The organism is Citrobacter portucalensis, from assembly GCF_002042885.1.
Classification (GTDB): Bacteria; Pseudomonadota; Gammaproteobacteria; order Enterobacterales; family Enterobacteriaceae; genus Citrobacter; species Citrobacter portucalensis.
On the sequence record NZ_MVFY01000009.1, the window covers coordinates 140,264 to 162,764 of the forward strand.

24 protein-coding genes and 1 tRNA gene are annotated in these 22,501 nt (G+C 48.2%); 14 read left to right on the top strand and 11 right to left on the bottom strand.

The window, feature by feature from the left end; genetic code table 11:
• Positions 1-36 precede the first annotated feature (36 nt).
• Positions 37-723 (top strand): Crp/Fnr family transcriptional regulator, encoded by a 687-nt coding sequence (locus tag BZK40_RS15220; RefSeq protein ID WP_079934910.1) that lies wholly within the window; start codon positions 37-39, stop codon positions 721-723.
• Positions 724-770: 47 nt separating this feature from the next.
• Here BZK40_RS15220 and BZK40_RS15225 read toward each other — a convergent pair whose 3' ends face one another.
• The 4 genes from BZK40_RS15225 to BZK40_RS15240 all read right to left on the bottom strand — a co-directional run bounded on the left by BZK40_RS15225 (position 771) and on the right by BZK40_RS15240 (position 4,127).
• A complete protein-coding gene (locus tag BZK40_RS15225) occupies positions 771-1,607 on the bottom strand; it encodes a nucleoside-specific channel-forming Tsx family protein (RefSeq protein ID WP_008784309.1) in 837 nt (278 codons plus the stop codon).
• A gap of 96 nt (positions 1,608-1,703) precedes the next feature.
• Positions 1,704-2,858, bottom strand: coding sequence for an MFS transporter TsgA (gene tsgA, locus BZK40_RS15230; protein WP_079934911.1), 1,155 nt, complete (start codon positions 2,856-2,858; stop codon positions 1,704-1,706).
• Between the two features lie 38 nt (positions 2,859-2,896).
• Positions 2,897-3,604, bottom strand: a complete 708-nt coding sequence (gene deoD, locus BZK40_RS15235) for a purine-nucleoside phosphorylase (RefSeq protein ID WP_032942921.1) — start codon at positions 3,602-3,604, stop codon at positions 2,897-2,899.
• A 163-nt stretch (positions 3,605-3,767) separates the two neighbouring features.
• A complete protein-coding gene (locus tag BZK40_RS15240; protein WP_095533146.1) occupies positions 3,768-4,127 on the bottom strand; it encodes a YcgJ family protein in 360 nt (119 codons plus the stop codon).
• A gap of 209 nt (positions 4,128-4,336) precedes the next feature.
• Here BZK40_RS15240 and BZK40_RS15245 point away from each other — a divergent pair, with 209 nt between their 5' ends.
• Genes BZK40_RS15245 through BZK40_RS15255 form a run of 3 tightly spaced genes read left to right on the top strand, consistent with a single transcriptional unit; the run spans position 4,337 to position 7,063 of the window.
• Positions 4,337-4,699 carry a GtrA family protein gene (locus BZK40_RS15245; protein WP_048214495.1) on the top strand — a complete coding sequence of 121 codons (363 nt, stop codon included), beginning with the start codon at positions 4,337-4,339 and terminating at the stop codon, positions 4,697-4,699.
• Complete coding sequence (locus BZK40_RS15250; protein ID WP_048214496.1) at positions 4,696-5,619, top strand: glycosyltransferase family 2 protein; 924 nt, start codon at positions 4,696-4,698, stop codon at positions 5,617-5,619. The genes BZK40_RS15245 and BZK40_RS15250 overlap by 4 nt, the downstream gene beginning before the upstream one ends.
• A gap of 1 nt (position 5,620) precedes the next feature.
• A complete protein-coding gene (locus BZK40_RS15255) occupies positions 5,621-7,063 on the top strand; it encodes a glucosyltransferase domain-containing protein (RefSeq protein WP_079934913.1) in 1,443 nt (480 codons plus the stop codon).
• Positions 7,064-7,339: 276 nt separating this feature from the next.
• On the opposite strand, the gene BZK40_RS15260 is transcribed toward BZK40_RS15255, so the two are convergent.
• Positions 7,340-7,427, bottom strand: a tRNA-Ser gene (locus BZK40_RS15260).
• Positions 7,428-7,569: 142 nt separating this feature from the next.
• On the bottom strand, positions 7,570-9,198 hold the full coding sequence (locus BZK40_RS15265; protein WP_079934914.1) for an ABC transporter substrate-binding protein: 1,629 nt from the start codon (positions 9,196-9,198) through the stop codon (positions 7,570-7,572).
• A 270-nt stretch (positions 9,199-9,468) separates the two neighbouring features.
• On the opposite strand from BZK40_RS15265, the gene yccA reads away from it, so the two are divergent.
• Together yccA and tusE are read left to right on the top strand one after the other, a co-directional pair.
• Positions 9,469-10,128: an FtsH protease modulator YccA gene (gene yccA, locus BZK40_RS15270; protein ID WP_008784297.1), complete on the top strand. Its 660-nt coding sequence runs from the start codon at positions 9,469-9,471 to the stop codon at positions 10,126-10,128.
• Positions 10,129-10,216: 88 nt separating this feature from the next.
• Positions 10,217-10,546 carry a sulfurtransferase TusE gene (gene tusE, locus BZK40_RS15275; RefSeq protein ID WP_008784296.1) on the top strand — a complete coding sequence of 110 codons (330 nt, stop codon included), beginning with the start codon at positions 10,217-10,219 and terminating at the stop codon, positions 10,544-10,546.
• Here the strand turns inward: tusE and yccX are convergent.
• Positions 10,543-10,824, bottom strand: coding sequence for an acylphosphatase (yccX, locus tag BZK40_RS15280; protein ID WP_020996508.1), 282 nt, complete (start codon positions 10,822-10,824; stop codon positions 10,543-10,545). The genes tusE and yccX overlap by 4 nt on opposite strands.
• A gap of 94 nt (positions 10,825-10,918) precedes the next feature.
• Here yccX and rlmI point away from each other — a divergent pair, with 94 nt between their 5' ends.
• Positions 10,919-12,109, top strand: a complete 1,191-nt coding sequence (gene rlmI / locus BZK40_RS15285) for a 23S rRNA (cytosine(1962)-C(5))-methyltransferase RlmI (RefSeq protein ID WP_008784294.1) — start codon at positions 10,919-10,921, stop codon at positions 12,107-12,109.
• Positions 12,110-12,165: 56 nt separating this feature from the next.
• A complete protein-coding gene (gene hspQ / locus BZK40_RS15290) occupies positions 12,166-12,483 on the top strand; it encodes a heat shock protein HspQ (protein ID WP_003035905.1) in 318 nt (105 codons plus the stop codon).
• Between the two features lie 67 nt (positions 12,484-12,550).
• Here the strand turns inward: hspQ and BZK40_RS15295 are convergent, their stop codons facing one another.
• Positions 12,551-12,964, bottom strand: a complete 414-nt coding sequence (locus tag BZK40_RS15295; RefSeq protein WP_032942909.1) for a CoA-binding protein — start codon at positions 12,962-12,964, stop codon at positions 12,551-12,553.
• A gap of 172 nt (positions 12,965-13,136) precedes the next feature.
• Here BZK40_RS15295 and csgI point away from each other — a divergent pair, with 172 nt between their 5' ends.
• Together csgI and mgsA are read left to right on the top strand one after the other, a co-directional pair.
• Positions 13,137-13,799, top strand: a complete 663-nt coding sequence (csgI, locus tag BZK40_RS15300) for a curli synthesis inhibitor (protein WP_008784291.1) — start codon at positions 13,137-13,139, stop codon at positions 13,797-13,799.
• Positions 13,800-13,892: 93 nt separating this feature from the next.
• A complete protein-coding gene (gene mgsA / locus BZK40_RS15305) occupies positions 13,893-14,351 on the top strand; it encodes a methylglyoxal synthase (RefSeq protein WP_003035897.1) in 459 nt (152 codons plus the stop codon).
• 32 nt (positions 14,352-14,383) lie between these two features.
• Here mgsA and helD read toward each other — a convergent pair whose 3' ends face one another.
• Positions 14,384-16,438, bottom strand: a complete 2,055-nt coding sequence (gene helD, locus BZK40_RS15310) for a DNA helicase IV (protein WP_079934915.1) — start codon at positions 16,436-16,438, stop codon at positions 14,384-14,386.
• 125 nt (positions 16,439-16,563) lie between these two features.
• Between helD and BZK40_RS15315 the strand changes: the two genes are divergently transcribed.
• A complete protein-coding gene (locus BZK40_RS15315) occupies positions 16,564-17,010 on the top strand; it encodes a YccF domain-containing protein (protein ID WP_003831998.1) in 447 nt (148 codons plus the stop codon).
• 18 nt (positions 17,011-17,028) lie between these two features.
• The gene (gene yccS, locus BZK40_RS15320; protein ID WP_079934932.1) at positions 17,029-19,182 is read left to right on the top strand and encodes a YccS family putative transporter; all 2,154 of its coding nucleotides are present in this window, start codon (positions 17,029-17,031) and stop codon (positions 19,180-19,182) included.
• Here the strand turns inward: yccS and BZK40_RS15325 are convergent.
• Entirely contained in the window at positions 19,160-19,774 is a 615-nt protein-coding gene (locus BZK40_RS15325; RefSeq protein ID WP_079934916.1) for a TfoX/Sxy family DNA transformation protein, read from the bottom strand. The genes yccS and BZK40_RS15325 overlap by 23 nt on opposite strands.
• Positions 19,775-19,991: 217 nt before the next feature.
• Between BZK40_RS15325 and sulA the strand changes: the two genes are divergently transcribed.
• A complete protein-coding gene (sulA, locus tag BZK40_RS15330) occupies positions 19,992-20,501 on the top strand; it encodes an SOS-induced cell division inhibitor SulA (protein ID WP_008784287.1) in 510 nt (169 codons plus the stop codon).
• 357 nt (positions 20,502-20,858) lie between these two features.
• Entirely contained in the window at positions 20,859-21,917 is a 1,059-nt protein-coding gene (gene ompA / locus BZK40_RS15335) for a porin OmpA (RefSeq protein ID WP_079934917.1), read from the top strand.
• Positions 21,918-22,005: 88 nt separating this feature from the next.
• On the opposite strand, the gene matP is transcribed toward ompA, so the two are convergent.
• The gene (gene matP, locus BZK40_RS15340; protein ID WP_032942905.1) at positions 22,006-22,458 is read right to left on the bottom strand and encodes a macrodomain Ter protein MatP; all 453 of its coding nucleotides are present in this window, start codon (positions 22,456-22,458) and stop codon (positions 22,006-22,008) included.
• Between the last annotated feature and the right edge of the window lie 43 nt (positions 22,459-22,501).

Here is a 22,501-nt window from a genome sequence, read left to right on the forward strand (position 1 = left end):
AGATAAGAATTATCTTAAACAATAAGACGTTGAGTCATGCAGCTTAAATCCCTCACGAAAGGTCGTTTTCACAACATCTGGCAGCAGGATGATGCCTTGATTGAGAAGATATTTCAGGAACTGCTCTCTGAAACGCAGATTATCCAGGAAGATGAGTATCTATACCGCCAGGGACAGGTTGTCGATCGACTGATCATGGTGCAATCCGGAAGAATTTCGCTGCGTTATAGCGCGGAGAATGGCCGCCGATTCCAGTTGGGCGCCATGGAATGCGACGAGCAGCTGTTTGGTGAAATGGAGTTTTTTACCGGGTATCGCTGCCAGCTTGATATCGTCGCGGAAGAACCACTGACCGTAGCGGTGTGCAGCTGTGACCGTCTGGAAGAAGCGCTAAATCAGCACCCCAGACTGGCGATATTTTTTGCCAGTGCAATGGCGATTGATTATCAGGATATGCTGGAAATCTTCCTGCACCGGATGCTCTACCCTATCGTACATAACGTGGCGTATGACCTGTATCGCCAGCATCAGAACAAGCAGCCGATGGATGGTTTCCATAAAAAATACCAGGAAGCTGAGCGATTCGGCACAACCGACCGGGTCTATCGGCGGGCGGTTAAAGCGCTGACGGATGCCGGGCTGGTAACGCGAACGAAACAAGGACTGGAAATTAAGGATCTGGATGGGCTGCGTAAATTTCTCGGCAATGACATCATTGACTGACACACCTACGCTCGTTAACAGAGCATCGGTGTGTCATTTCGGCGCAATCAGAACTTATAGGTGAGGCTGAAATAGTGACCGAGCCCGGTGGTACGCCCTGCTCCGCCGTGGTTTTCCATCAATGCCATGTTACGGAAATACTTCAGGCCATAACCGACTGCATAATGCTCTGAATGCCAGTAGATACCGTTATACCATTCAATCGCGTTATTGCTGTATAACGGTTGATTAGCAATCTTATTCGCGGCGAACTGGTAGTCAAAGTACCCCTGATAGTTCAGATAACTGCCGTTGGCAAAGGTATAGAATGGCGTCGACCAGTTAGTCGAGAACATGTAACCATCCCACTTTCCTTCGTTATCCGCACCGTAGTTTTCACGAACATAATGCGCATAGATGTTCATTCCCACCAGACCAAACCACGGGACCTTCACATCTGTACCCAGGCCAACGTAATGTTCAAATAATTCCCGGTCGCCAATGTTATTTACCGTTGCGATATAGAATTCGTTAAACGGCCCAACGGATAAATCTTTATTAAAAATGGCGTCCAGGGAAAAACGCGGAGATATCTTGGCAAAGAAGTTATCCCCCCCATGACGATCGTCCTGCTCGCGATCCAAAATATCAAAGAAATCCACATAACCGTACAGATCGATAATGCCAGAGCGTGCACCAAACTCCAGTTCCAGATAGGTGTCATTGCGAATACCATATGGCACTTTCGCGTCCACACTTTGCATTAAGTTCATCTGCATCCAGTTAAAATCATTTTTACGGATGTTGCCATCAGTATAGTCAGCCGCGAATGCTTGCATACAGCTCATTGCCACTACTGCACCCAGGATTGTTTTTTTAATCATTAACTTATTGTTCTTCAGCATTTTTCAATTCCTTTGAGTAAGGTTGAGTATCGCCCCACCATATAAATGGTGTGGCGACTGGCTATTTAATTAAAGAGGTAAGTATTATTAGTGCTTTTAATTACGCTTGAGTTTTAATGTCACCATCAACATGACAAAGATAATTAAATACAACACCGGTATTGCGTACATAATTTTCTGCAATCCCATTGTTTTTTCCATGAGCGCGCTGATCGCCGGACTAAACATGGCCCCGGCACTGCCGCTAATTAAAATATAAGAAACGTTCTGACTGCTCGCACGCTTCACGAAAGAAACACCATAGGCAATAAATGAGTTATACAGCGCAGCACAGACAAACCCGTAACTGTATGCCAGATAATCAAGCCCAGAGATATTATCCTTCGTGACGATAATTGTGGTAATGATGCTAGCCAGCAAAATAATACTTAGCAGGAAATAATGTATCTTCACCCGAGAAACAATGACGGTTGATACTAATGCCCCGACCAGCGCAGCGCCCCAGTATTGCGTAATAATATTTCCTGCTTCTTCAAAGGGAATGCCAAATTTGTTCTTCACAAATAATGGTGCCCAGGTCAGGAAGGTGTACAGCGCCAGCATACCTAAGAACAGGCCAATGCCTCCGCTGATGATCCCTGGATTCCACTCCGATTTTACCTTGTCTGTCCGATCTGCCGTGGGCGCCGTCTCGCAGGCAGTAAAGCGGGTGAGCGCCACAACGCCCAGCGTGAGTAAGGCCACCATACCTACGCTCAGATAGCTGTAACTCCACGACATATTGTGCGTCAGGGCGAAGGTCGTGATCAGCGGAAAAACCACGCCCGCAACGTTGAAAGTGGCGTCCTGCACCACCAGCATCGTACTTTGAATACGATCCTGCCAGACCGATACCACAATCGTTCCCGCCACGCACAGACCGATCCCACCGCAAAAACCCACCAGGGTCATGGCGACCATCACTGGCCATAAACCAGGGCTTAAATGCATTGCCAGAGCGCAAAGGAACACTATCGAATAGATAATGAGCGTCATACGCTTCACACCGATTTTCTCAATCAGGAAAAAGGCGGCGATAGTGCCGGCTAATGCTCCACCATTGAGCAACGAAAATATCGAAGCAACGGTATTCACATCGGCGCCGTAGCGTACTGCAATCGGTTCGATTAGCATACCGAACTGACTGGCAAACCCTGCCATAATAAAATTTGCCAGAAAACTAATCAGCGTAAGTGCTATTTTATTCTTCATATAATGCCATCTCTGATTGGTTCAATTAAAATCCGGAACTAAGCGGTAACAGCAGTATTTAGCGCCAGCTCAATCATGTTGTTAAAGGTCAATTGCCGTTCTTCTGCGGTTGTTTCTTCTCCGGTCAGGCAATGATCGGAGACAGTTAAAATAGCCAGCGCTTCAATATTAAACTGATGCGCTAAAGCGTATAAGCCTGCTACTTCCATATCTACACCCAGCACACCGAATTTTTCCAGTGCCGGTATTAAATTCTCGTCAGGATCGTAATAAAGATCGCCGCTAAAAACATTGCCGACTTTAATATCGATACCGGCCTTCTGTGCCAGCGTCCACGCCTGCTGCAATAATGGGAAATAGGCGGATGTTGCCATCGCATAGCCTGCGCTACGTTTTAAATTTGTGACTGAATCCGTTCCGGCGGCGACGGCCAGGATAATATCGCGCATTTTGACATGATGTTGTGTTGCCCCTAAACTGCCGACGCGAATAATTCTTTGCACACCAAAATCATGTACCAGTTCATGGGCATAAAGCGTCATTGAAGGAATGCCCATTCCATGTCCCATCACCGAAACAGGTTGCCCAAAATATAAACCGGTATAACCCAGCATATTACGTACATTGGTGACTTCGCGGTAATCCATTAGATAATTTTCGGCAATAAATTTAGCGCGGAGCGGATCGCCCGGCATAATAACGGTTGGAGCGAAATCACCTGGCTTGGCATTAATATGTGCAGTCATAACAATTCCTGAATTATGGGTATTGAAGATATGCAGGGATTGTAACCAGACGTTTGTGAGGTGATTGAGGACAAAAGTCCTGCTCAGAGGATCGGCCTCTCATTTTTGAGAGTTAGTGTTGTAGTGCCCCCCGCAATACAGGCTGGGAACACGTCAGAGATTGTCAGGGCTTGTCGACCCTTCCGAACAGTAACATAGTGTAATGGGTGTTTATTTTACCGCTGCGCTTACCGTCGGTGCCGAAATAGCGGTCATCCCGACACAAACGTTCGTTGGTGTCACAAAACAGGCCACCGCGGAATGTAAAAGCCGAGGTATCGAACTGTCCGGCAGCTGCCAGTTTTTCGCCCTGCTGCTTGCCAAGATATTTCGAGGTCAACGCCACCGACAAACCGTGTTCATCGGCACAGATGGTTTTATCGCACAATACGCCCGGCGCTGGAGTGTTTAGCCCAGTCGTTGCTGCGTACGCCGACAATGACAGAATGCTTAGCGCCAGCAAGGTGCCAACTTTTATCATCATAATCTCCTTATATCAGCTGACTTGCGCCAATATAAAGCAAAAAGCGGGGGCTTTCGGCAACCTATTCTTACAGATAACGTGGCTGTAGCATTTACAGCCCCTTAATCATCCCCAAATGACTCTGCTTACTGCGCTGACTGGCGTCAACATGTCGATCTGGTTTTACATCAATGTTAAACTCCCTTTCTTCCTGTTCAGCATTTTTAATCATGATAAAACTACTTTCTCGCTACATTTCTGTCGGAATCGTAAACACGGCATTGCATTGGGCCGTGTTCGGCATCATGGTGTACATCATGAAAAATGACCAAGCTGTGAGCAATGTAGTGGCATTCTTATGCGCAGTAACATTTTCATTTTTTGCTAACGCAAAATTCACCTTCAATGCAAAAGCCACCAGCAGAGGATACATACTGTTTGTTGGTTTTATGGGGTTGTTGAGTTTCATCTCCGGTCAGATTTCCGATCGCTTTAACATTTCCCCACTCATAACGCTGATTGAGTTCTCCTCAATCAGCTTAGTATGTGGGTTTGTATACTCTAAATTTGTTGTTTTTAGGGATCCGAAATGAAAATTTCTCTGATAGTGCCAGTCTTCAATGAAGAAGATACAATACCTATTTTCTACAAGACGGTGCGAGGATACGAAGAACTAAAAAAGTACGATGTTGAAATTGTGTTTATCAACGACGGTAGCAAAGATGCTACAGAATCAATTATTAATGCCCTTGCCTTATCTGATTCGCTCGTTGTTCCCGTTTCATTCACACGTAATTTTGGAAAAGAAGCCGCCATATTTGCAGGACTGGAATGTTCCACTGGCGAAGCCGTTATCCCAATCGATGTCGACCTACAGGATCCAATTGAAACAATTCCATTGATGATAAATAAATGGTTATCGGGTGCAGATATTGTACTGGCAAAGCGTGCGGACCGTTCTACAGATGGCAAACTTAAGCGAAAAACCGCTGAATGGTTCTATAAATTGCACAATAAAATAAGCGACCCGAAGATCGAAGAGAACGTTGGTGACTTCAGACTCATGTCCCGCGATGTCGTAGAAAATATCAAACTCATGCCGGAACGTAATCTCTTTATGAAGGGCGTTCTTAGCTGGGTTGGAGGTCGTACTGACGTAGTGGAGTACACTCGAGCAGGCCGCATAGCCGGTAAATCAAAGTTTAATGGCTGGAAATTGTGGAATCTCGCACTCGAAGGTATTACCAGTTTTTCAACGTTCCCACTCCGAATTTGGACTTACATTGGTTTTTTTGTCGCCACTTTATCCTTCTTATTCGGCGCATGGATGATTATAGACAAAATATTTTGGGGCAATCCGGTAGCGGGATATCCATCTATTATTGTTTCAATTCTTTTCCTGGGCGGTATTCAGTTAATTGGAATCGGTGTACTCGGGGAGTACATAGGTAGAATATATATTGAAACCAAACAAAGACCGCGCTACATAGTTAAAAAACAAGATGGGATTTAACATGTTTTCTAAATTCGATAAAAAATTATTTTTTATTTATTCAGGACTGGCTCTCCTATTTATTTACCCTTTAATTCAAGCTGGAATATATTATAGAGATGATTTAGACAGATCGATCACTGGAAACTACGGCTGGCGAGGTTTAGGTCGACCTTTTGCGGATGTTATAGCAAGAATTTTTTCTGCAAGTGGGCACTACAATCTTGATTTATTTCCTTATACCATGATCGCGTCCTGCATTCTCTTAGGAGCATCTTCACTTGCACTTAGTAAACATTTGATTAAATCAGATGTACCTAACGCTAAAATGGTTGCCGCACTTTTAATATTCAACCCATTTATCCTGCAAAATATCGCTTATAGATACGATAGTCTGGGAATGTCTATTTCCTTTTTCGTGGCTGTAGTGGCATATACATACCAAAATAGAAACTTGACACTAGAGATAGCAATAAAGTTGATAGCGGGTGTATTATCCTTAACATTGTATCAACCGTGTGCAAATATTTTCATCGGTTTGCTAGCTGTTGACGTAATAATTATCGCAATAAAAAAACAGGCACATATCAAAGAATCGGTAATATTTTTATTTAAAAAAACAATTTTATTTATCTCATTTTATCTTATCTACATGATTTTCTTCTCTCCAAAACACAACTCGCGCTCAGAGTTAATATCTTTGGATAAGGGAGGATTTGAGCACCTAATCGGAACATTAACCTCTTTAAAAGCAATAACCCTTTCATATTTTTACCACCCTGTTTACATTTACTTTGCTATTCCGATACTAATTGGCCTGGTGTTTATGCTCATTTCTTATCGCACAAACATAGGGAGTATAGTATCCTTTATTTTATATAGTGGATTGTCTTTTTTAATATTCATTATATCTCTTATGGGGCCAACTATATTACTTCAGGATGCACCGGTACTCCCCCGTACCTTAGTATCATTTTCAGTCATATTGGTTATAATTGCTATACCCATTATGCATTTTGCTCCACGCTTTAAATATGCAGCATTGATACCGGTTATTGCTTCACTTGCTTTTAGTGCTCAACTAAGCAACACAATGAAATCACAACAAGAATACGAAGATTTTGTTTTTAACATGATTGCGCAAGATATTGCCAAACATAAAAACATCGTATCTATTGGTACTGTAGGTCAACTAAATATAAATGAAAGAGCAAAGCTAATAGTAGAGAGCAAACCGCTCATAGGTTACTTCGTTTTCCCAGCCACTGAATTCTTAGCGTCCTTTCAATTGATCAATAAAGGATTAACACAAACACGACATGGTTATACTGATGTGAATGAAAGCAAAAATCAATTTGCAGATATGATTAACAAAGGAATTAAACCTGTATCATCTAATGAATATTATTCATTATTCATCTCAGATAACACCGCTATCGTCTACTTAGGTAAATTTAACAATTAACGATTACAAGCCCTCACACCTAAATGTGGAGGGCTTTGTTTTTGAAGAAGTTTCTACACCAGTCATTTCAAGTGATATCAGGGATTACCATAGCTCACTCAGGCTGGGCTGGGCTGGGCTGGGCTGGAAAATATGATGGCTGCTTACGTTATTCAGTTTACTTGCCAAATATAGAGCATGTAATGCGCTTCGGCACCACCGACATTCACGACACCCTGTTTTAAATCTTTCTCAAAAGCAAAAAGGGGTTACCTTTCGGTAACCCCTCTTCATGTTTGGCGGAAGCGTAGAGATTCGAACTCTAGAACCCTTTCGGGTCGCCGGTTTTCAAGACCGGTGCCTTCAACCGCTCGGCCACGCTTCCAATGAGGCGCACTATAAACATCCCGAACGGACCTGTAAAGCATCAATGTGTTCGTTTGCCTGAAAAACAGCCAAAATGTTGTTAATCGACTGAAATAACAACAAATTGACCATTTATTCAGCACGAATACCGGCTATAGCGCTTAATGTTTTTTGATGTACATATCTTTGGTGTAGTAATTTCCCCGGTTATCCGGCGCAAATCCCCCCACCCACGGCTTCACCAGATGCGTGCGGACATAGTGGTAAACCGGAATCGCGGGCACATCCTCACCTAAAAGGTCTTCAGCCTGCTGATAGTATTTGCCGCGTTCTTCCAGTGAACTTGCTTTTGCCGCATTACGCATCGCTTCATCAAAGGCGGGGTTACTGTACTTGGTGGTGTTCTCGCTATCACCGGTCCGGAAGATATTGAGGAAACTTGAAGCATCATCATAGTCGGCTATCCACGCATAGCGCACGACGTCAAAATTACCGGTGTGCATAGTGTCCAGCATGGTTTTCCATTCCTGGTTTTGCAGCTTCGCCTCGACGCCAAGGTTTTTCTTCCACATCGACGATGCGGCAATCGCAATACGCTGGTGCGTTTCGAAGGTGTTGTAGAGCAGATTTAAGCTAAGCGGATGCTCAGAACCAAAACCGGCTTCAGTCAGCAGTTTTTTGGCTTCAGCAATACGTTTTTCGAGCGGCCATGACGCATACTCCGGCGCATGCAGTTTCACCCCACCTATTTCCGGCTGGCTGATAACCCACGCTGCTCGCTGCCCCTGCCCCATCACCTTTTGCGCAATGATGTCTTTATCCAACGCCATATTCAGCGCCCGGCGCACGCGCGGATCATTAAACGGCGCGCGGGTTGTATTGAACTGATAGTAATACGTTGAAAGCTGAGGCGAGACATGCAGTTCATCCCCCATCGTCTTTTTCAGTTGCGCGAACTGATTAACCGGTACGCTATACACTATGTCGATTTCACCGGCCTTATAGCGATTTATGTCAGCCGACTCTGAGCTAATGGGCAAATAAGTAACTTTATTAATAACCGTATGCCGATCGTCCCAGTAATGTGGATTACGCTCGGCAACGATGCGCTCATTAACCACCCACTGCGATAATTTGTACGGCCCGCTGCTGACAAAATGCTCTGGCCGGGTCCACTTATCGCCAAAACGACCTATCAACACTTTATCCAGCGGGACCAGAGATGGATGCGCCAGCATCGCCAGAAACGCCGCCGTCGGTTGCGTCAGGGTAATTTCCAGCGTGGTATCATCCAGGGCTTTGACTCCCAGCGTGGCGGGATCTTTTTTCCCCTGGGCAATATCAACCGCGTTCGCAACGTGCATGTTGCCCAGATACGAAGCATAAGGTGAAGCCGTTTGCGGCGAAACCAGACGCTGCCAGCTCCAGACGACATCCTGTGCGGTAATAGCAGATCCATCTGACCAGGTTATGCCCGGGCGTAAATGGAAGGTCCAGACAGTGTTGCCTTTATTCTCCCAGGACGCGGCTAGACGGGGTTCGATAGACCCATCTTGCTTGACAGCAACCAGACCGTCGAACATATCGCTGATTAAATTAAACTCAACGTTGCTTTCAACTTTATGCGGATCCAGAGATGCCGGCTCACTGCCGTTGTTTCTGACCAGTTCCTGTTTTTCTGCCAGTAGTGTTCCTGCGGGAACATTTGCCGCCCTCGCCGCGCCGTTTATAGACATCAAACAGACAGTCAACAGCGTAAACGTCAATATCTTCGGTTTATGTTGAATCATTCCCTTTACCTTATTGCTCTGTTTTATGTAGACACCGATGTCACTGTCAGAGAGATTCAGGAATAACGCAATATTTTTCAGTTACCTGGTAGATAGCGATCTGACATTTTTGCACATACAGTGCTAACATCTAATTCGGGAACTTTTGTTGAAATAATATGCTTAAGTCTGGCGGGCTAAAATGCGTAAAGATGGGTAAAACCGCTGTGTCATTCCCCTTGATTTCATTATCCTCCATCATTAATTACATCTGTCATAAGAGAGTGACTCATGGATCGTATTATTAGTTCTTCGCGCGAGCGTACATCGCTACTCAGCACGCATAAGGTGCTGCGCAATACCTATTTCCTGCTCAGCCTGACGCTGGCGTTTTCAGCGATCACCGCAACCGCCAGTACCGTACTGATGTTACCTTCTCCGGGACTTATCCTGACGCTGGTGGGTATGTATGGTCTGATGTTCCTGACCTATAAAACGGCAGATAAACCGGTTGGTATTTTGTCAGCGTTCGCCTTCACTGGCTTCCTGGGCTACATCTTGGGACCGATGCTGAATACATACCTGTCCGCAGGCATGGGTGATGTTATCGCCATGGCGCTGGGCGGTACGGCGCTGGTCTTCTTCAGCTGCTCAGCCTATGTGCTGACCACGCGTAAAGATATGTCCTTCCTCGGCGGTATGCTGATGGCGGGTGTTGTAGTGGTGTTGATTGGTATGGTTGCCAATATCTTCCTGCAACTGCCAGCATTACATCTGGCAATCAGCGCGGTGTTCATTCTGATTTCTTCAGGCGCAATCCTGTTTGAAACCAGCAATATCATCCGCGGCGGTGAAACCAACTATATTCGTGCCACCGTTAGCCTGTATGTTTCGCTGTACAACATCTTCGTCAGCCTGCTGAGTATTCTGGGCTTCGCCAGCCGCGATTAAGATGTCCACACGCATTATCCAGCCCCGCTTATGCGGGGCTTTCTTTTTTGGTAAACTGCCGCCAGTTTGACTAACGCAGTGACGAATTATGTTGATCTTTGAAGGTAAAGAAATCAGTACCGATAGCGAAGGCTATCTGAAAGATACCACGCTGTGGAGCGAGGCGCTGGCGGAGAGAATCGCCGAAAACGAAGGCATTACGCTCTCCGCGGAACACTGGGAAGTGGTGCGTTTTGTCCGCGAGTTTTATCTGGAGTTTAATACCTCCCCCGCTATCCGTATGCTGGTAAAAGCAATGGCCAACAAGTTTGGCGAAGAGAAAGGCAACAGCCGTTATCTCTACCGCCTGTTCCCGAAAGGTCCGGCCAAGCAGGCGACTAAAATTGCCGGCCTGCCGAAACCGGTGAAATGTATTTAATAGCGGATACTAAATCCCTTTAGCTCGTCGCCAGGACGATGTGGTTCACTAAGAACCCGGTCAACCCTGGCGCTGCTCGGCCCCCCGGCTTTCAACCACTTCATCAGTTGTTCTACCCGGTCGCTTTCACCACAGGCGACAACCTCTACGCTGCCGTCATCCATATTCTTCGCGTAGCCGGTCAACCCCAGCCGTTGTGCTTCATGCTGGGTGGTGTAGCGAAATCCTACCCCCTGAACCCGGCCATAGACCCAGGCGATTATGCAGACTTTCGACATTGCGGTTCTCCTTATCATCACAGCGCGCGTTGCAAATATGCGTAAAACTCAGGACAATGGCGCCCATTTCTTTGAATTGACAGAATAGTAAATTATGAGTGTACGTTTAGTGTTAGCCAAAGGGCGCGAAAAATCATTACTGCGCCGCCATCCGTGGGTATTTTCCGGTGCTGTCGCACGTATGGAAGGTAAAGCCAACCTCGGTGAAACCATCGATATTGTTGACCATCAGGGTAAATGGTTAGCACGCGGCGCGTACTCACCCGCGTCGCAGATCCGTGCACGCGTCTGGACATTCGACAAGTCTGAGTCCATCGATATTGATTTCTTCACCCGTCGTCTGCAGCAGGCGCAGACATGGCGTGACTGGCTGGCGAAAAAAGACGGTCTGGACAGTTACCGTCTGATCGCCGGAGAATCCGATGGCCTGCCGGGCATCACCATTGACCGCTTCGGCAACTTCCTGGTGTTGCAGTTGCTCAGCGCGGGGGCTGAATACCAACGCGCCGCGCTGATTAGCGCTCTGCAAATTGTTTTCCCGGACTGCGCCATTTATGACCGTAGTGATGTGGCCGTACGTAAAAAAGAAGGTATGGAGCTGACTCAAGGGCCAGTAACGGGTGAGCTTCCGCCAGCCCTGCTGCCAATTGAAGAGCACGGAATGAAGCTGCTGGTTGATATTCAGCATGGTCACAAAACCGGCTATTACCTCGATCAACGCGACAGCCGCCTGGCCACGCGTCGTTATGTGGAAAATCAGCGTGTGCTGAACTGTTTCTCTTATACCGGCGGCTTTGCGGTCTCAGCATTAATGGGCGGATGCCGTCAGGTTGTCAGCGTTGACACATCTCAGGAAGCGCTCGATATTGCCCGTCAGAACGTAGAATTGAACAAGCTGGATCTGAGCAAAGCTGAGTTCGTGCGTGATGATGTGTTCAAACTTCTGCGTGCTTATCGCGATCGTGGTGAGAAATTCGACGTCATCGTGATGGATCCGCCGAAATTTGTCGAAAACAAAAGCCAGTTGATGGGCGCCTGCCGCGGCTATAAGGACATCAATATGCTGGCTATTCAGTTGCTCAATCCGGGCGGTGTGCTGCTGACTTTCTCCTGCTCTGGGCTAATGACCACCGATTTATTTCAGAAAATCATCGCTGATGCCGCAATAGATGCTGGTCGTGATGTACAATTTATAGAGCAGTTCCGTCAGGCCGCCGATCACCCGGTGATCGCTACCTACCCGGAAGGGCTGTATCTGAAAGGGTTTGCCTGTCGCATCATGTAACTTGAAAAGTGGAATATTACCCTTACATAAAGGTATCTATTTCCCGGGAGGTGACTATGATTGCCAGCAAATTCGGTATCGGCCAGCAGGTCCGCCATTCCCTGTTAGGTTACCTCGGAGTGGTCGTGGATATCGACCCGGAATATTCGCTTGATCAACCGTCAGCCGATGAGTTGGCGGTTAACGACGAGCTTCGCGCCGCTCCCTGGTATCACGTGGTGATGGAAGACGATAATGGTCTGCCAGTGCATACGTATCTGGCCGAAGCGCAACTGAGTAGTGAGCTACAGGAAGAACATCCGGAGCAACCGTCGATGGATGAACTGGCGCGAACAATTCGAAAACAGCTTCAGGCCCCGCGCCTGCGCAATTGATGCTAACACAGGCCCGATGGCGATTCGCTAATCGGGCCTGTGCGTTTTGTTCGGCTACAGATCAGCCTTACTTCGCCAGTCCCAGCCGCGGGATCTCAATCGCCGGGCAGCGATCCATCACCACCGTCATCCCTGCATCGCGAGCCAGCACGGCTGCCTGCTCGTTAATCACGCCGAGCTGCATCCATAAGGTCTTCGCTCCGATGGCAATTGCCTCCTGAGCAACACCCCACGCCGCTTCAGAATTACGGAAGACATCTACCATATCCACTTTCTCTGGTACATCTGCCAGCGTCGCATAACCCTGCTGCCCCAGCAGCGTTTTTCCGGCAACCTTCGGTGAAACAGGAATAACGTGATAGCCCTGATCGAGTAAATATTTCATCACCCGATAGCTTGGACGATCGGGTTTATCGCTTGCCCCCACCAGCGCAATCGTACGGGTCGTTGTCAAAATGCCAGCAATATCGGTCTCTTTCATCGTTTTCCTCCAGGCTGTTTAGCAAAGTGTACGACAAACCTGACTTTGCAACCATTCATCCCATACTGGCGCATGAGAGCTAAACTCAAAAATATGTCTATATGTTAGTAAACATGATTATCGAAAAATTTAGATACATCTTATAGAGATATTTTCTGGACAGGAGAAACCTATGAAAGCCGGCATTGTGACAGCCTTGATTGCCCTATGTTTGCCGGCAACCGTTTTTGCTACCTCTTTACGTCTGTCCAATGATATTGACCTTCTGGTACTGGACGGAAAAAAAGTCTCCAGCTCATTACTGCGTGGTGCCGACAGTATTGAGCTGGAAAATGGTCGGCACCAGCTCGTGTTTCGCGTAGAAAAAACCATTCGCCTGTCCAGCCACGAAGAACGTCTGTATATTTCGCCTCCGTTGGTCATCAGCTTTGATACCCAACTCGTCAGTCAGGTTAATTTCCACCTCCCACGCCTGAGCAACGAGCGGGATGCAACGCATTTTGATGATGCCCCGCGCGTAGAACTGCTGGATGGGGACTCCATGCCTATACCGGTTAAGCTGGATATTCTGTCAATCACGTCCACCGCAAAAATCGTAGATTATGAAATGGAAACAGAGCGCTATAACAAAGCGGCTAAGCATGCTTCTTTACCACAATTTGCCACGATGATGGCCGATGACAGTTCGCTGCTTTCCGGGGTGTCTGAACTGGATCGCGTGCCGCCTCAGTCGCAAACACTGACCGAGCAGCGCTTAAAATATTGGTTTCAACAGGCTGACGCACAAACGCGAAGTAACTTCTTACAATGGGCTGAGAAACAACCCCCATCGTGACATTTATGTTCGTATACGCATTTTTTTTGTCTTTCTCTTGCAGCGTCAAGTGCTTCCAGTACTCTGTAACAAGGTTAACTTGGGAGCTGTACTATGGAATTAACGACTCGCACATTGCCAGCGCAGAAACATATTGCGTTGGTCGCACACGATCACTGCAAAAAGATGTTGATGAGCTGGGTTGAACGCCACCAGCCATTACTGGAAAAACACGTTCTGTATGCAACAGGAACAACAGGAAACTTAATTCAACGCGCGACAGGAATGGACGTCAACGCCATGCTGAGCGGCCCAATGGGGGGGGACCAGCAGGTGGGTGCGCTGATTTCAGAAGGGAAAATTGATGTGCTGATTTTCTTCTGGGATCCGCTCAACGCCGTTCCCCACGATCCTGATGTCAAAGCCCTGCTACGCCTGGCCACGGTCTGGAACATTCCAGTCGCCACCAACGTGTCAACGGCTGATTTTATTATCCAGTCGCCAAACTTCAACGACGCAACAGATATCTTGATCCCGGATTACGCCCGTTATCTTGCAGAACGCCTCAAATAAACGCTAAGCAGGCGGCAACTGCCGCCTGCTTTTCAGGGTTTCCGGGTCACCGGAACGTCTAATTGCTTAAGCTCATCAACAAAGCATGATGGCGCGTCTTTGCTAAACAGTAGCCATACCCGATGCCGCGCACGCGTTAGCGCCACATACAGCAACCGTCTCTCTTCTGCATCAGGAAAATCTTCAACAGCCGGGAGTAACGCCTCCTCCATAATCGACTCGCGGGCCGGAGCCGGGAAACCGTCATTCCCTTCATGAAGTCCCATAACAATGACGTAATCCGCCTGCTGCCCTTTGCTGGCATGAATAGTCATAAAATCCAGCTGCAGCTTGGGCCAGCGGGTGGCCGCTTTGCCCAGGCTGGCAGGTTTGAGATGATGATATCGCGCCAGCACCAGAATTCTCTCTTCGGCTTTTACAAAACCCGACAGCTTATCCAGCAACAGATCTAACTGGCTTTCGTCGAGCAACGTGACGGCTTTTTTATCACCGGTCGCCAGACTGTTCAGCGGTTTTGTGAGCTGGTGTGGGTTTTGCTGGATAAACTGGTTTGCGACTTCGCCAATACGGCTATTAAAACGGTAAGTCGTATCCAGATTACAGCTATCGCCCTCACCAAAATTTTGCTGGAATGCGGTTGTCAGAGATAGCTGTGCTCCGCTGAACCGGTAAATGGCCTGCCAGTCATCTCCCACGGCAAACAGCGTAGTCTGCGAGTTTTGCTTACGCAAGGCGGCTAGCAGAGCGGCGCGCTGAGGGGAAATATCCTGAAATTCATCGACCAGAATATGTTTCCACGGACTGATAAACCGCCCCTTCTCCAGAATGACAATAGCCTGATGGATCAACCCGGAGAAATCGACGGCATTCTCATCCTTCAGGGCACTCTTCCAGGCCTTGAGCAGCGGCGCCATTAGCTTTATGCGTTTACTGAACAGATCACGGATCTCCTCCGGAGCATTAGCAATCATCTCCGCCTGTGCTCCGCCATGCATACGCATCAAACTAACCCAGCGATCCAACCGGGAAGCCAGACGGCGCTGTAATTTTTCGTCATCCCAGAAGTTACCTTCGGGTACAGACCACTGCATTTCTTCTTCTAACCATTGTCGCCAGCCTTTAGCCTGAGCCTTTTTCTCACTGCACTGCTGACGCCAGGTTGTTATAAAGAGTTTGTTGCGCGCGATAGCATCATTTTCAAGCTTGCTCACCGTTGGAACTTTTTTGCTACCTTGCGAAATAATGTGCAACGCGAGTGAATGGAACGTCCGTGCGGTGACCTCATCCGTATGCAGACGCTCACGGATGCGGTCATCCATCTCCTGGGCGGCTTTGCGTCCAAACGCCAGCAACAGGATCTGTTCTGGTGCAGCTTCTCCTCGTGCAAGCAACCAACCAGCCCGGGCAACCAACACAGATGTTTTACCGCTTCCAGCACCTGCAAGTACCAACAATGATTGCTCACCATTCACCACCGCGCGCGCCTGAGCAGGGTTCAACGGCGAAGATTCAATATGCTGGAAAAACTCGGCATACTCTTCCAGCATTGCATCGGTGTACGCCTGATTGTGCTGTAAGCGGCAGGCTTCAATGTCTTTCAACCATGCCTGGCATTGACGTAACGCCTCCCGGCAATTTTCAAATTCCTCCAGCCGATTAACCGGGAGCGGTAACGCGGCAAAGGCACGGCGAATCTGCTGCTGCAGCCCTGACGTTTGTTCGCGCGTCAGCCATTTACTTTCACTAGTACGCGCCGCTATCGCATCCAACTGCTGCTGTAAAACCCTCGCAGCAACGTCACTCATTTCCTGGCTCCACTGTTGCCAGAGTGCATTTAAATGATGATGGAAGCGCTGGGTTTCCGCCCACTCTGTACCGTGAAGACGAACCACCTTCTCATCCGGGAGTACAAACTCCAGCTCGCCCCATACCAGGCCGCGTTTGCAATGAATAGCCAGTAACTGATTGAAGGGAATAAGATACTCGTGACGATCGCCGGAAACTTTAATCCCGGCATTGAGAATAACGGCCCGATCGTAAGGGTGTTGTGCCAGACGTTTTCCAAGAGAAGTTGCTTTCAGTTCCATAAGACTCAAGCGGATCCACACGAAGAGGTTTGCTTATCAGTGTAACCGCCAGAGAAAACGTGCTCCAGCCCAAAAAAACGTTACAATTGCCGAATTCACAGAAAACCAGAGTTAACCGAGGGTTTATGCGTACTGTTCTGAATATTTTAAATTTTGTGCTTGGGGGGTTCGCCACCACCCTGGCCTGGTTACTGGCAACGCTGGTCAGTGTCGTGCTTATTTTTACTTTACCCTTGACCCGTTCATGCTGGGAGATAACCCGACTTTCGCTGTTTCCCTATGGTAACGAAGCGATTCATGTCGATGAACTGAATCCGGCCGGTAAAAGCGTCCTGTTAAATACCGGCGGCACCGTGCTCAATATTTTCTGGCTGATTTTCTTCGGCTGGTGGTTGTGCCTGATGCACATTATCTCTGGTATTGCTCAGTGCATTACGATTATTGGTATTCCGGTTGGCATTGCAAACTTTAAAATCGCTGCCATTGCGCTCTGGCCGGTGGGTCGCCGGGTGGTTTCAGTAGAAGTTGCCCGTGCAGCGCGTGAAGCCAATGCACGTCGTCGTTTTGAATAATCAGGACCGATGGCCTTTATGTTAAGTCCTCTGCTCAAACGCTATACCTGGAACAGCACATGGCTGTACTACGTGCGGATTTTTATCGCGCTATGCGGCACAACGGCGCTACCCTGGTGGCTGGGTGACGTCAAGCTGACTATCCCACTCACGCTAGGTATGGTCGCTGCCGCACTTACCGATCTGGACGATCGTCTCGCAGGCCGATTGCGCAATTTAATCATCACACTGGTGTGCTTTTTTATTGCCTCAGCCTCCGTTGAACTGCTCTTCCCATGGCCATGGCTGTTTGCTATTGGTTTAACGCTTTCCACCAGCGGCTTTATTCTGCTGGGGGGATTAGGCCAGCGCTATGCAACTATTGCTTTTGGTGCATTGCTGATCGCCATTTACACGATGCTGGGCACCTCGCTTTACGATCAGTGGTATCAACAACCCATCCTGCTGCTCGCTGGCGCTATCTGGTATAACCTGCTGACGCTCACCGGACATCTTCTGTTCCCCATCCGCCCCTTACAGGACAATCTGGCACGCAGCTACGAACAGTTAGCGCACTACCTGGAACTGAAATCGCGTCTTTTTGACCCCGACATAGAAGATGAAAGCCAGGCACCGTTGTATGATTTAGCTCTCGCGAATGGCCAACTGATGGCAACGCTGAATCAGACTAAAGTGTCGCTGCTGTCCCGCCTGCGCGGTGACCGTGGACAACGGGGAACACGTCGCACGCTACATTACTATTTTGTGGCGCAGGATATTCATGAACGCGCAAGCTCTTCACATATTCAGTATCAAACGCTACGCGATCATTTCCGTCACAGCGATGTGATGTTCCGTTTCCAGCGGTTGATGTCGATGCAAGGGCAAGCCTGTTCACAATTATCTCGCTGTATTTTATTGCGCACGCCTTACCAGCACGATCCGCACTTTGAGCGCGCCTTCACCCATATAGATGCCGCACTTGAGCGCATGCGTGCCAGTGGTGAACCTGCCGACCTGCTCAATACGCTGGGTTTTTTACTGTCAAACCTACGGGCAATCGACGCGCAGCTTGCTACCATAGAGTCTGAACAGGCTCAGGTACTCTCGCGCAATGAGTCTGAAAATCAGCTTGCCGATGACAGTCCCCATGGATTCAGTGATATCTGGTTACGTCTGAGCCGTAATTTCACCCCTGAGTCTGCTCTGTTTCGCCATGCCGTTCGTATGTCGTTAGTGCTCTGTGTTGGTTACGCCATTATCCAGATAACCGGCATGAATCACGGATACTGGATCTTGCTGACCAGCCTGTTTGTCTGTCAGCCAAACTACAACGCCACCCGACATCGCCTGGCGCTCAGGATTATCGGCACGTTGGTTGGGATTGCCATTGGTTTACCGATCCTGTGGTTTGTACCCTCTCTCGAAGGGCAGCTGATACTCCTGGTGATCACTGGTGTACTGTTTTTTGCCTTTCGCAACGTCCAGTATGCACACGCCACCATGTTTATCACGCTGCTGGTGTTACTGTGCTTTAACCTGCTCGGCGAAGGCTTTGAGGTTGCACTGCCGCGTGTCATCGATACGCTAATTGGCTGTGCTATCGCCTGGGCTGCTGTCAGTTTCATCTGGCCAGACTGGCGTTTTCGTAACCTACCACGGGTAATTGAACGGGCGACTGACGCTAACTGCCGCTACCTTGATGCTATTCTCGAGCAATATCATCAGGGCCGTGATAATCGTCTGGCCTACCGTATCGCTCGCCGTGATGCGCATAATCGTGATGCTGAACTCGCCTCCGTGGTATCAAACATGTCAAGCGAGCCGGATGTCACGGCCCAAACCCGCGAAACGGCGTTCCGTTTACTATGTCTCAACCATACGTTTACCAGCTATATTTCTGCGCTGGGCGCACATCGCGAACAGCTGACCAATCCAGACGTTTTGGCATTGCTGGATGACGCTGTTTGCTATGTTGATGATGCCCTTCACCATCAACCCGCTGACGAGCAGCGTGTATATCAGGCGTTAGAAGGGCTGAAGCAGCGAATTCAGCACCTGGAACCACGCCCGGACAGTAAAGAGCCGCTGGTCGTTCAGCAAGTTGGGCTATTGATCGCCCTGCTCCCAGAGATCCGGCGATTACAGCAGCAAATTGACGTGCTGCCGTCTAATACCCCGGCTCCGGCGTAAGAGAACTTACCCACTCAACCAGCTCCTGGCGACGCGTCGCCGGGAGCGCGGCTTCATGTATCCCCCCTACCGCGCCTTCAAGGGCATAGAGTACTTTTACCGTCAGAGCCGGGTTATTTTGCCGAAGTTTCAGCCAGCACATTTGTGCTCCCAACGATCGCATGGTCCCCTCATCTTTAATTCCAACTTCATTCAACAGAGTCTCCAGATGAAACGTCATATTCGGCAATTCCCGCAGACGATGCTGGGCAAAGCGACTCTGTTTTTCCTTAACCGCTGCATCCAACGAATATCGCGATAGCGACACCAGCTGCTGCTGGTTTTGCCACAGGGCATCGTTCACCTGGTAATAATTAAGTACAAGAGGACGTCCGCGCTTAATAAATGTCAGCCAGACAGGAGAATTTTGTACACAATACTGGGCGCTCTGCTCACAGGCGCGAAGATACAGCTCACCATTAGCAACCATGGCAAAGACCGTATCGCCAACCGTCAGACTGTAGCCACCAAACAGTGAGCGATAGTGAATTGTCCCCAGAGAAGCCAGATATTCCTGCGATTTATAGATCCTTGCATAAGAAAGCTCTTTCATAAAAATCCTTTTTAAATCATAACGTAAGCAAATGATTTTCAGTAGCGGATCCGTTAATGACGAAAATAGGCAACTTATGCGTATGGGGCAAGATGAATTTTATTTTTCCCGTGACGACGACTAAAAAATGCGAACCTGTTTCCGAAAATAAGGTTGATCTTTGTTGATGGCAGGGTTACTGTATATCCATACAGTAACTCACAGGGCTGGATTGATTATGTACACTTCAGGCTATGCAAATCGTTCATCGTCGTTCTCTTCCACATCAAGCAACATTGCGCGCGTTTCATCAGAGAACGCAACCGCTGGGCTTATCAGTGAAGTTGTCTATCGCGAGGACCAGCCCATGATGACACAACTGCTGCTGCTTCCCCTGCTGCAACAGTTAGGGCAACAATCACGCTGGCAGCTGTGGCTGACGCCTCAGCAAAAATTAAGCCGGGAGTGGGTGCAGTCAGCTGGACTTCCATTGACGAAAGTCATGCAAATTAGTCAGCTCTCCCCCTGCAATACGCTGGAATCGATGATTCGTGCGCTGCGCACGGGTAATTACAGCGTCGTTATTGGCTGGCTGGCGGAAGAATTAACGGAAGATGAACATGCCGAACTTGTCAAAGCGGCTGATGAAGGTAATGCGATGGGATTTATCATGCGTCCGGTTCGCGCTCAGACACTTGCGGGGAGACAGCATTCTGGGCTAAAAATTCACTCGAATTTGTATCATTGAGTAAAATTAGGATTTATCCTGGAATTTTTTTTCATCTCTCAATTTGCCTTTGAGCTGTAATGTGTTTTTCGTCTGAACGCCTGTCAGAAGCGGTTTTCAGGATATCCTCAGTACATTTATTCAGCTATAAATGTTAAATATTGTGTATACAAGCCTTTTTTTTTCATATGCCTGACGGACTTCACACTTGTAAGTTTTCAACTACGTTGTAGACTTTACATCGCCAGGGGTGCTCGGCGTAAGCCGCAGATATCGGTAGAGTAACTATTGAACTGGTCCCCGGGTGAAGGATTTAACCGTGTTATCTCTCTTCGGAGATATTCATGGCGAATTTTGGATGATAACGAGGCGCAAAAAATGAAAAAGACAGCTATCGCAATTGCAGTGGCACTGGCTGGTTTCGCTACCGTGGCGCAGGCCGCTCCGAAAGATAACACCTGGTACGCTGGTGCTAAAATGGGCTGGTCTCAGTACCATGATATTGGCAACAACCAGATCAATAACACCGGGCCTACCCACGAAAGCCAACTGGGTGCCGGTGCGTTCGGTGGTTATCAGGTTAACCCGTACGTTGGTTTCGAAATGGGTTATGACTGGTTAGGTCGTATGCCGTACAAAGGCACTGCCGACACTACCAATCAAAATGGCGCTTTCAAAGCTCAGGGCGTTCAGTTGACCGCTAAACTGGGTTACCCAATCACTGACGATCTGGACGTTTATACTCGTCTGGGTGGTATGGTTTGGCGTGCAGACGCTAAAAGCAGCAGCGGCTTCAAAGACCACGACACTGGTGTATCCCCAGTATTCGCTGGTGGCGTAGAGTATGCAATTACTCCTGAAATCGCTACCCGTCTGGAATACCAGTGGACCAACAACATCGGTGACGCGAACACCGTTGGCGGTCGTCCGGATAACGGTCTGTTGAGCGTTGGTGTTTCTTACCGTTTCGGCCAGCAGGAAGAAGCAGCTCCAGTAGTTGTTGCTCCGGCTCCGGCTCCAGAAGTACAGACCAAGCACTTCACTCTGAAGTCTGACGTTCTGTTCAACTTCAACAAAGCAACTCTGAAACCAGAAGGCCAGCAGGCTCTGGACCAGATGTACAGCCAGCTGAGCAACCTGGATCCGAAAGACGGCTCCGTAGTGGTTCTGGGCTTCACTGACCGCATCGGTTCTGACGCTTACAACCAGGGTCTGTCCGAGAAACGTGCTCAGTCCGTTGTTGATTACCTGATCTCTAAAGGTATTCCTTCTGACAAAATCTCTGCACGTGGCATGGGTGAATCCAACCCAGTTACTGGCAACACCTGTGACAACGTGAAAGCTCGCGCTGCACTGATCGACTGCCTGGCTCCGGATCGTCGTGTTGAGATCGAAGTTAAAGGCATCAAAGACGTTGTAACTCAGCCTCAGGCTTAAGTTATCGTCTTATAAAAAACCCCGCTATGCGGGGTTTTTTTTCATCTGTTTTCATCCAAAGTAAGCCACGCATTAAACCAGCCGACCGCTACTCTTTCCCCAGCAACGCCTGTAAATCCTGTTTCAATGTCGACATTTTGTTCGCGTACTTCTCTTTATGCTCTGCGTCTTCAATTAGCTGCACAATAGTTTCAGAAAGCGTTTTTCCGCGCCGCTGCGCAAGACCAGCCAGACGCTGCCAGACCATAAATTCCAGATCGATGGATTTCTTCCGGGTATGCTGATGCTCAGCATTAAAGTGCCGCTTGCGCCTGGCACGTATGGTTTGTTTCATACGATTAAGCAGCGCAGGATTCATGTGTTCTTCAATCCAGCTATTGACCCGAACCGGTTCATTTTCGAGGGTTAGCAATAAATCAACGGCTTCTTTGGCAGCGCTGGCCTCGACGTAACGGGTGATTAATTCCCCCTCACGATGCTTCTTCACCAGATACTTCCATTTCCAGCCGCTTTCAAGGTTTTCAAGTTGTTGATATTTCATTGCGATCTCAATGTTACCGTGTAACTCTTATCAGAATATCAGC

Coding starts and splice junctions, on each gene's coding strand:
- BZK40_RS15245 (WP_048214495.1), top strand. CDS start 4,337: ATGATAAAACTACTTTCTCGCTACATTTCTGTCGGAATCGTAAACACG.
- tusE (WP_008784296.1), top strand. CDS start 10,217: ATGTTGATCTTTGAAGGTAAAGAAATCAGTACCGATAGCGAAGGCTAT.
- BZK40_RS15250 (WP_048214496.1), top strand. CDS start 4,696: ATGAAAATTTCTCTGATAGTGCCAGTCTTCAATGAAGAAGATACAATA.
- helD (WP_079934915.1), bottom strand. CDS start 16,438: ATGGAACTGAAAGCAACTTCTCTTGGAAAACGTCTGGCACAACACCCT.
- sulA (WP_008784287.1), top strand. CDS start 19,992: ATGTACACTTCAGGCTATGCAAATCGTTCATCGTCGTTCTCTTCCACA.
- BZK40_RS15265 (WP_079934914.1), bottom strand. CDS start 9,198: ATGATTCAACATAAACCGAAGATATTGACGTTTACGCTGTTGACTGTC.
- csgI (WP_008784291.1), top strand. CDS start 13,137: ATGAAAGCCGGCATTGTGACAGCCTTGATTGCCCTATGTTTGCCGGCA.
- BZK40_RS15255 (WP_079934913.1), top strand. CDS start 5,621: ATGTTTTCTAAATTCGATAAAAAATTATTTTTTATTTATTCAGGACTG.
- ompA (WP_079934917.1), top strand. CDS start 20,859: ATGAAAAAGACAGCTATCGCAATTGCAGTGGCACTGGCTGGTTTCGCT.
- BZK40_RS15295 (WP_032942909.1), bottom strand. CDS start 12,964: ATGAAAGAGACCGATATTGCTGGCATTTTGACAACGACCCGTACGATT.
- yccS (WP_079934932.1), top strand. CDS start 17,029: ATGTTAAGTCCTCTGCTCAAACGCTATACCTGGAACAGCACATGGCTG.
- tsgA (WP_079934911.1), bottom strand. CDS start 2,858: ATGAAGAATAAAATAGCACTTACGCTGATTAGTTTTCTGGCAAATTTT.
- rlmI (WP_008784294.1), top strand. CDS start 10,919: ATGAGTGTACGTTTAGTGTTAGCCAAAGGGCGCGAAAAATCATTACTG.
- BZK40_RS15220 (WP_079934910.1), top strand. CDS start 37: ATGCAGCTTAAATCCCTCACGAAAGGTCGTTTTCACAACATCTGGCAG.
- matP (WP_032942905.1), bottom strand. CDS start 22,458: ATGAAATATCAACAACTTGAAAACCTTGAAAGCGGCTGGAAATGGAAG.
- BZK40_RS15325 (WP_079934916.1), bottom strand. CDS start 19,774: ATGAAAGAGCTTTCTTATGCAAGGATCTATAAATCGCAGGAATATCTG.
- yccX (WP_020996508.1), bottom strand. CDS start 10,824: ATGTCGAAAGTCTGCATAATCGCCTGGGTCTATGGCCGGGTTCAGGGG.
- yccA (WP_008784297.1), top strand. CDS start 9,469: ATGGATCGTATTATTAGTTCTTCGCGCGAGCGTACATCGCTACTCAGC.
- mgsA (WP_003035897.1), top strand. CDS start 13,893: ATGGAATTAACGACTCGCACATTGCCAGCGCAGAAACATATTGCGTTG.
- deoD (WP_032942921.1), bottom strand. CDS start 3,604: ATGACTGCACATATTAATGCCAAGCCAGGTGATTTCGCTCCAACCGTT.
- BZK40_RS15315 (WP_003831998.1), top strand. CDS start 16,564: ATGCGTACTGTTCTGAATATTTTAAATTTTGTGCTTGGGGGGTTCGCC.
- hspQ (WP_003035905.1), top strand. CDS start 12,166: ATGATTGCCAGCAAATTCGGTATCGGCCAGCAGGTCCGCCATTCCCTG.
- BZK40_RS15225 (WP_008784309.1), bottom strand. CDS start 1,607: ATGCTGAAGAACAATAAGTTAATGATTAAAAAAACAATCCTGGGTGCA.
- BZK40_RS15240 (WP_095533146.1), bottom strand. CDS start 4,127: ATGATGATAAAAGTTGGCACCTTGCTGGCGCTAAGCATTCTGTCATTG.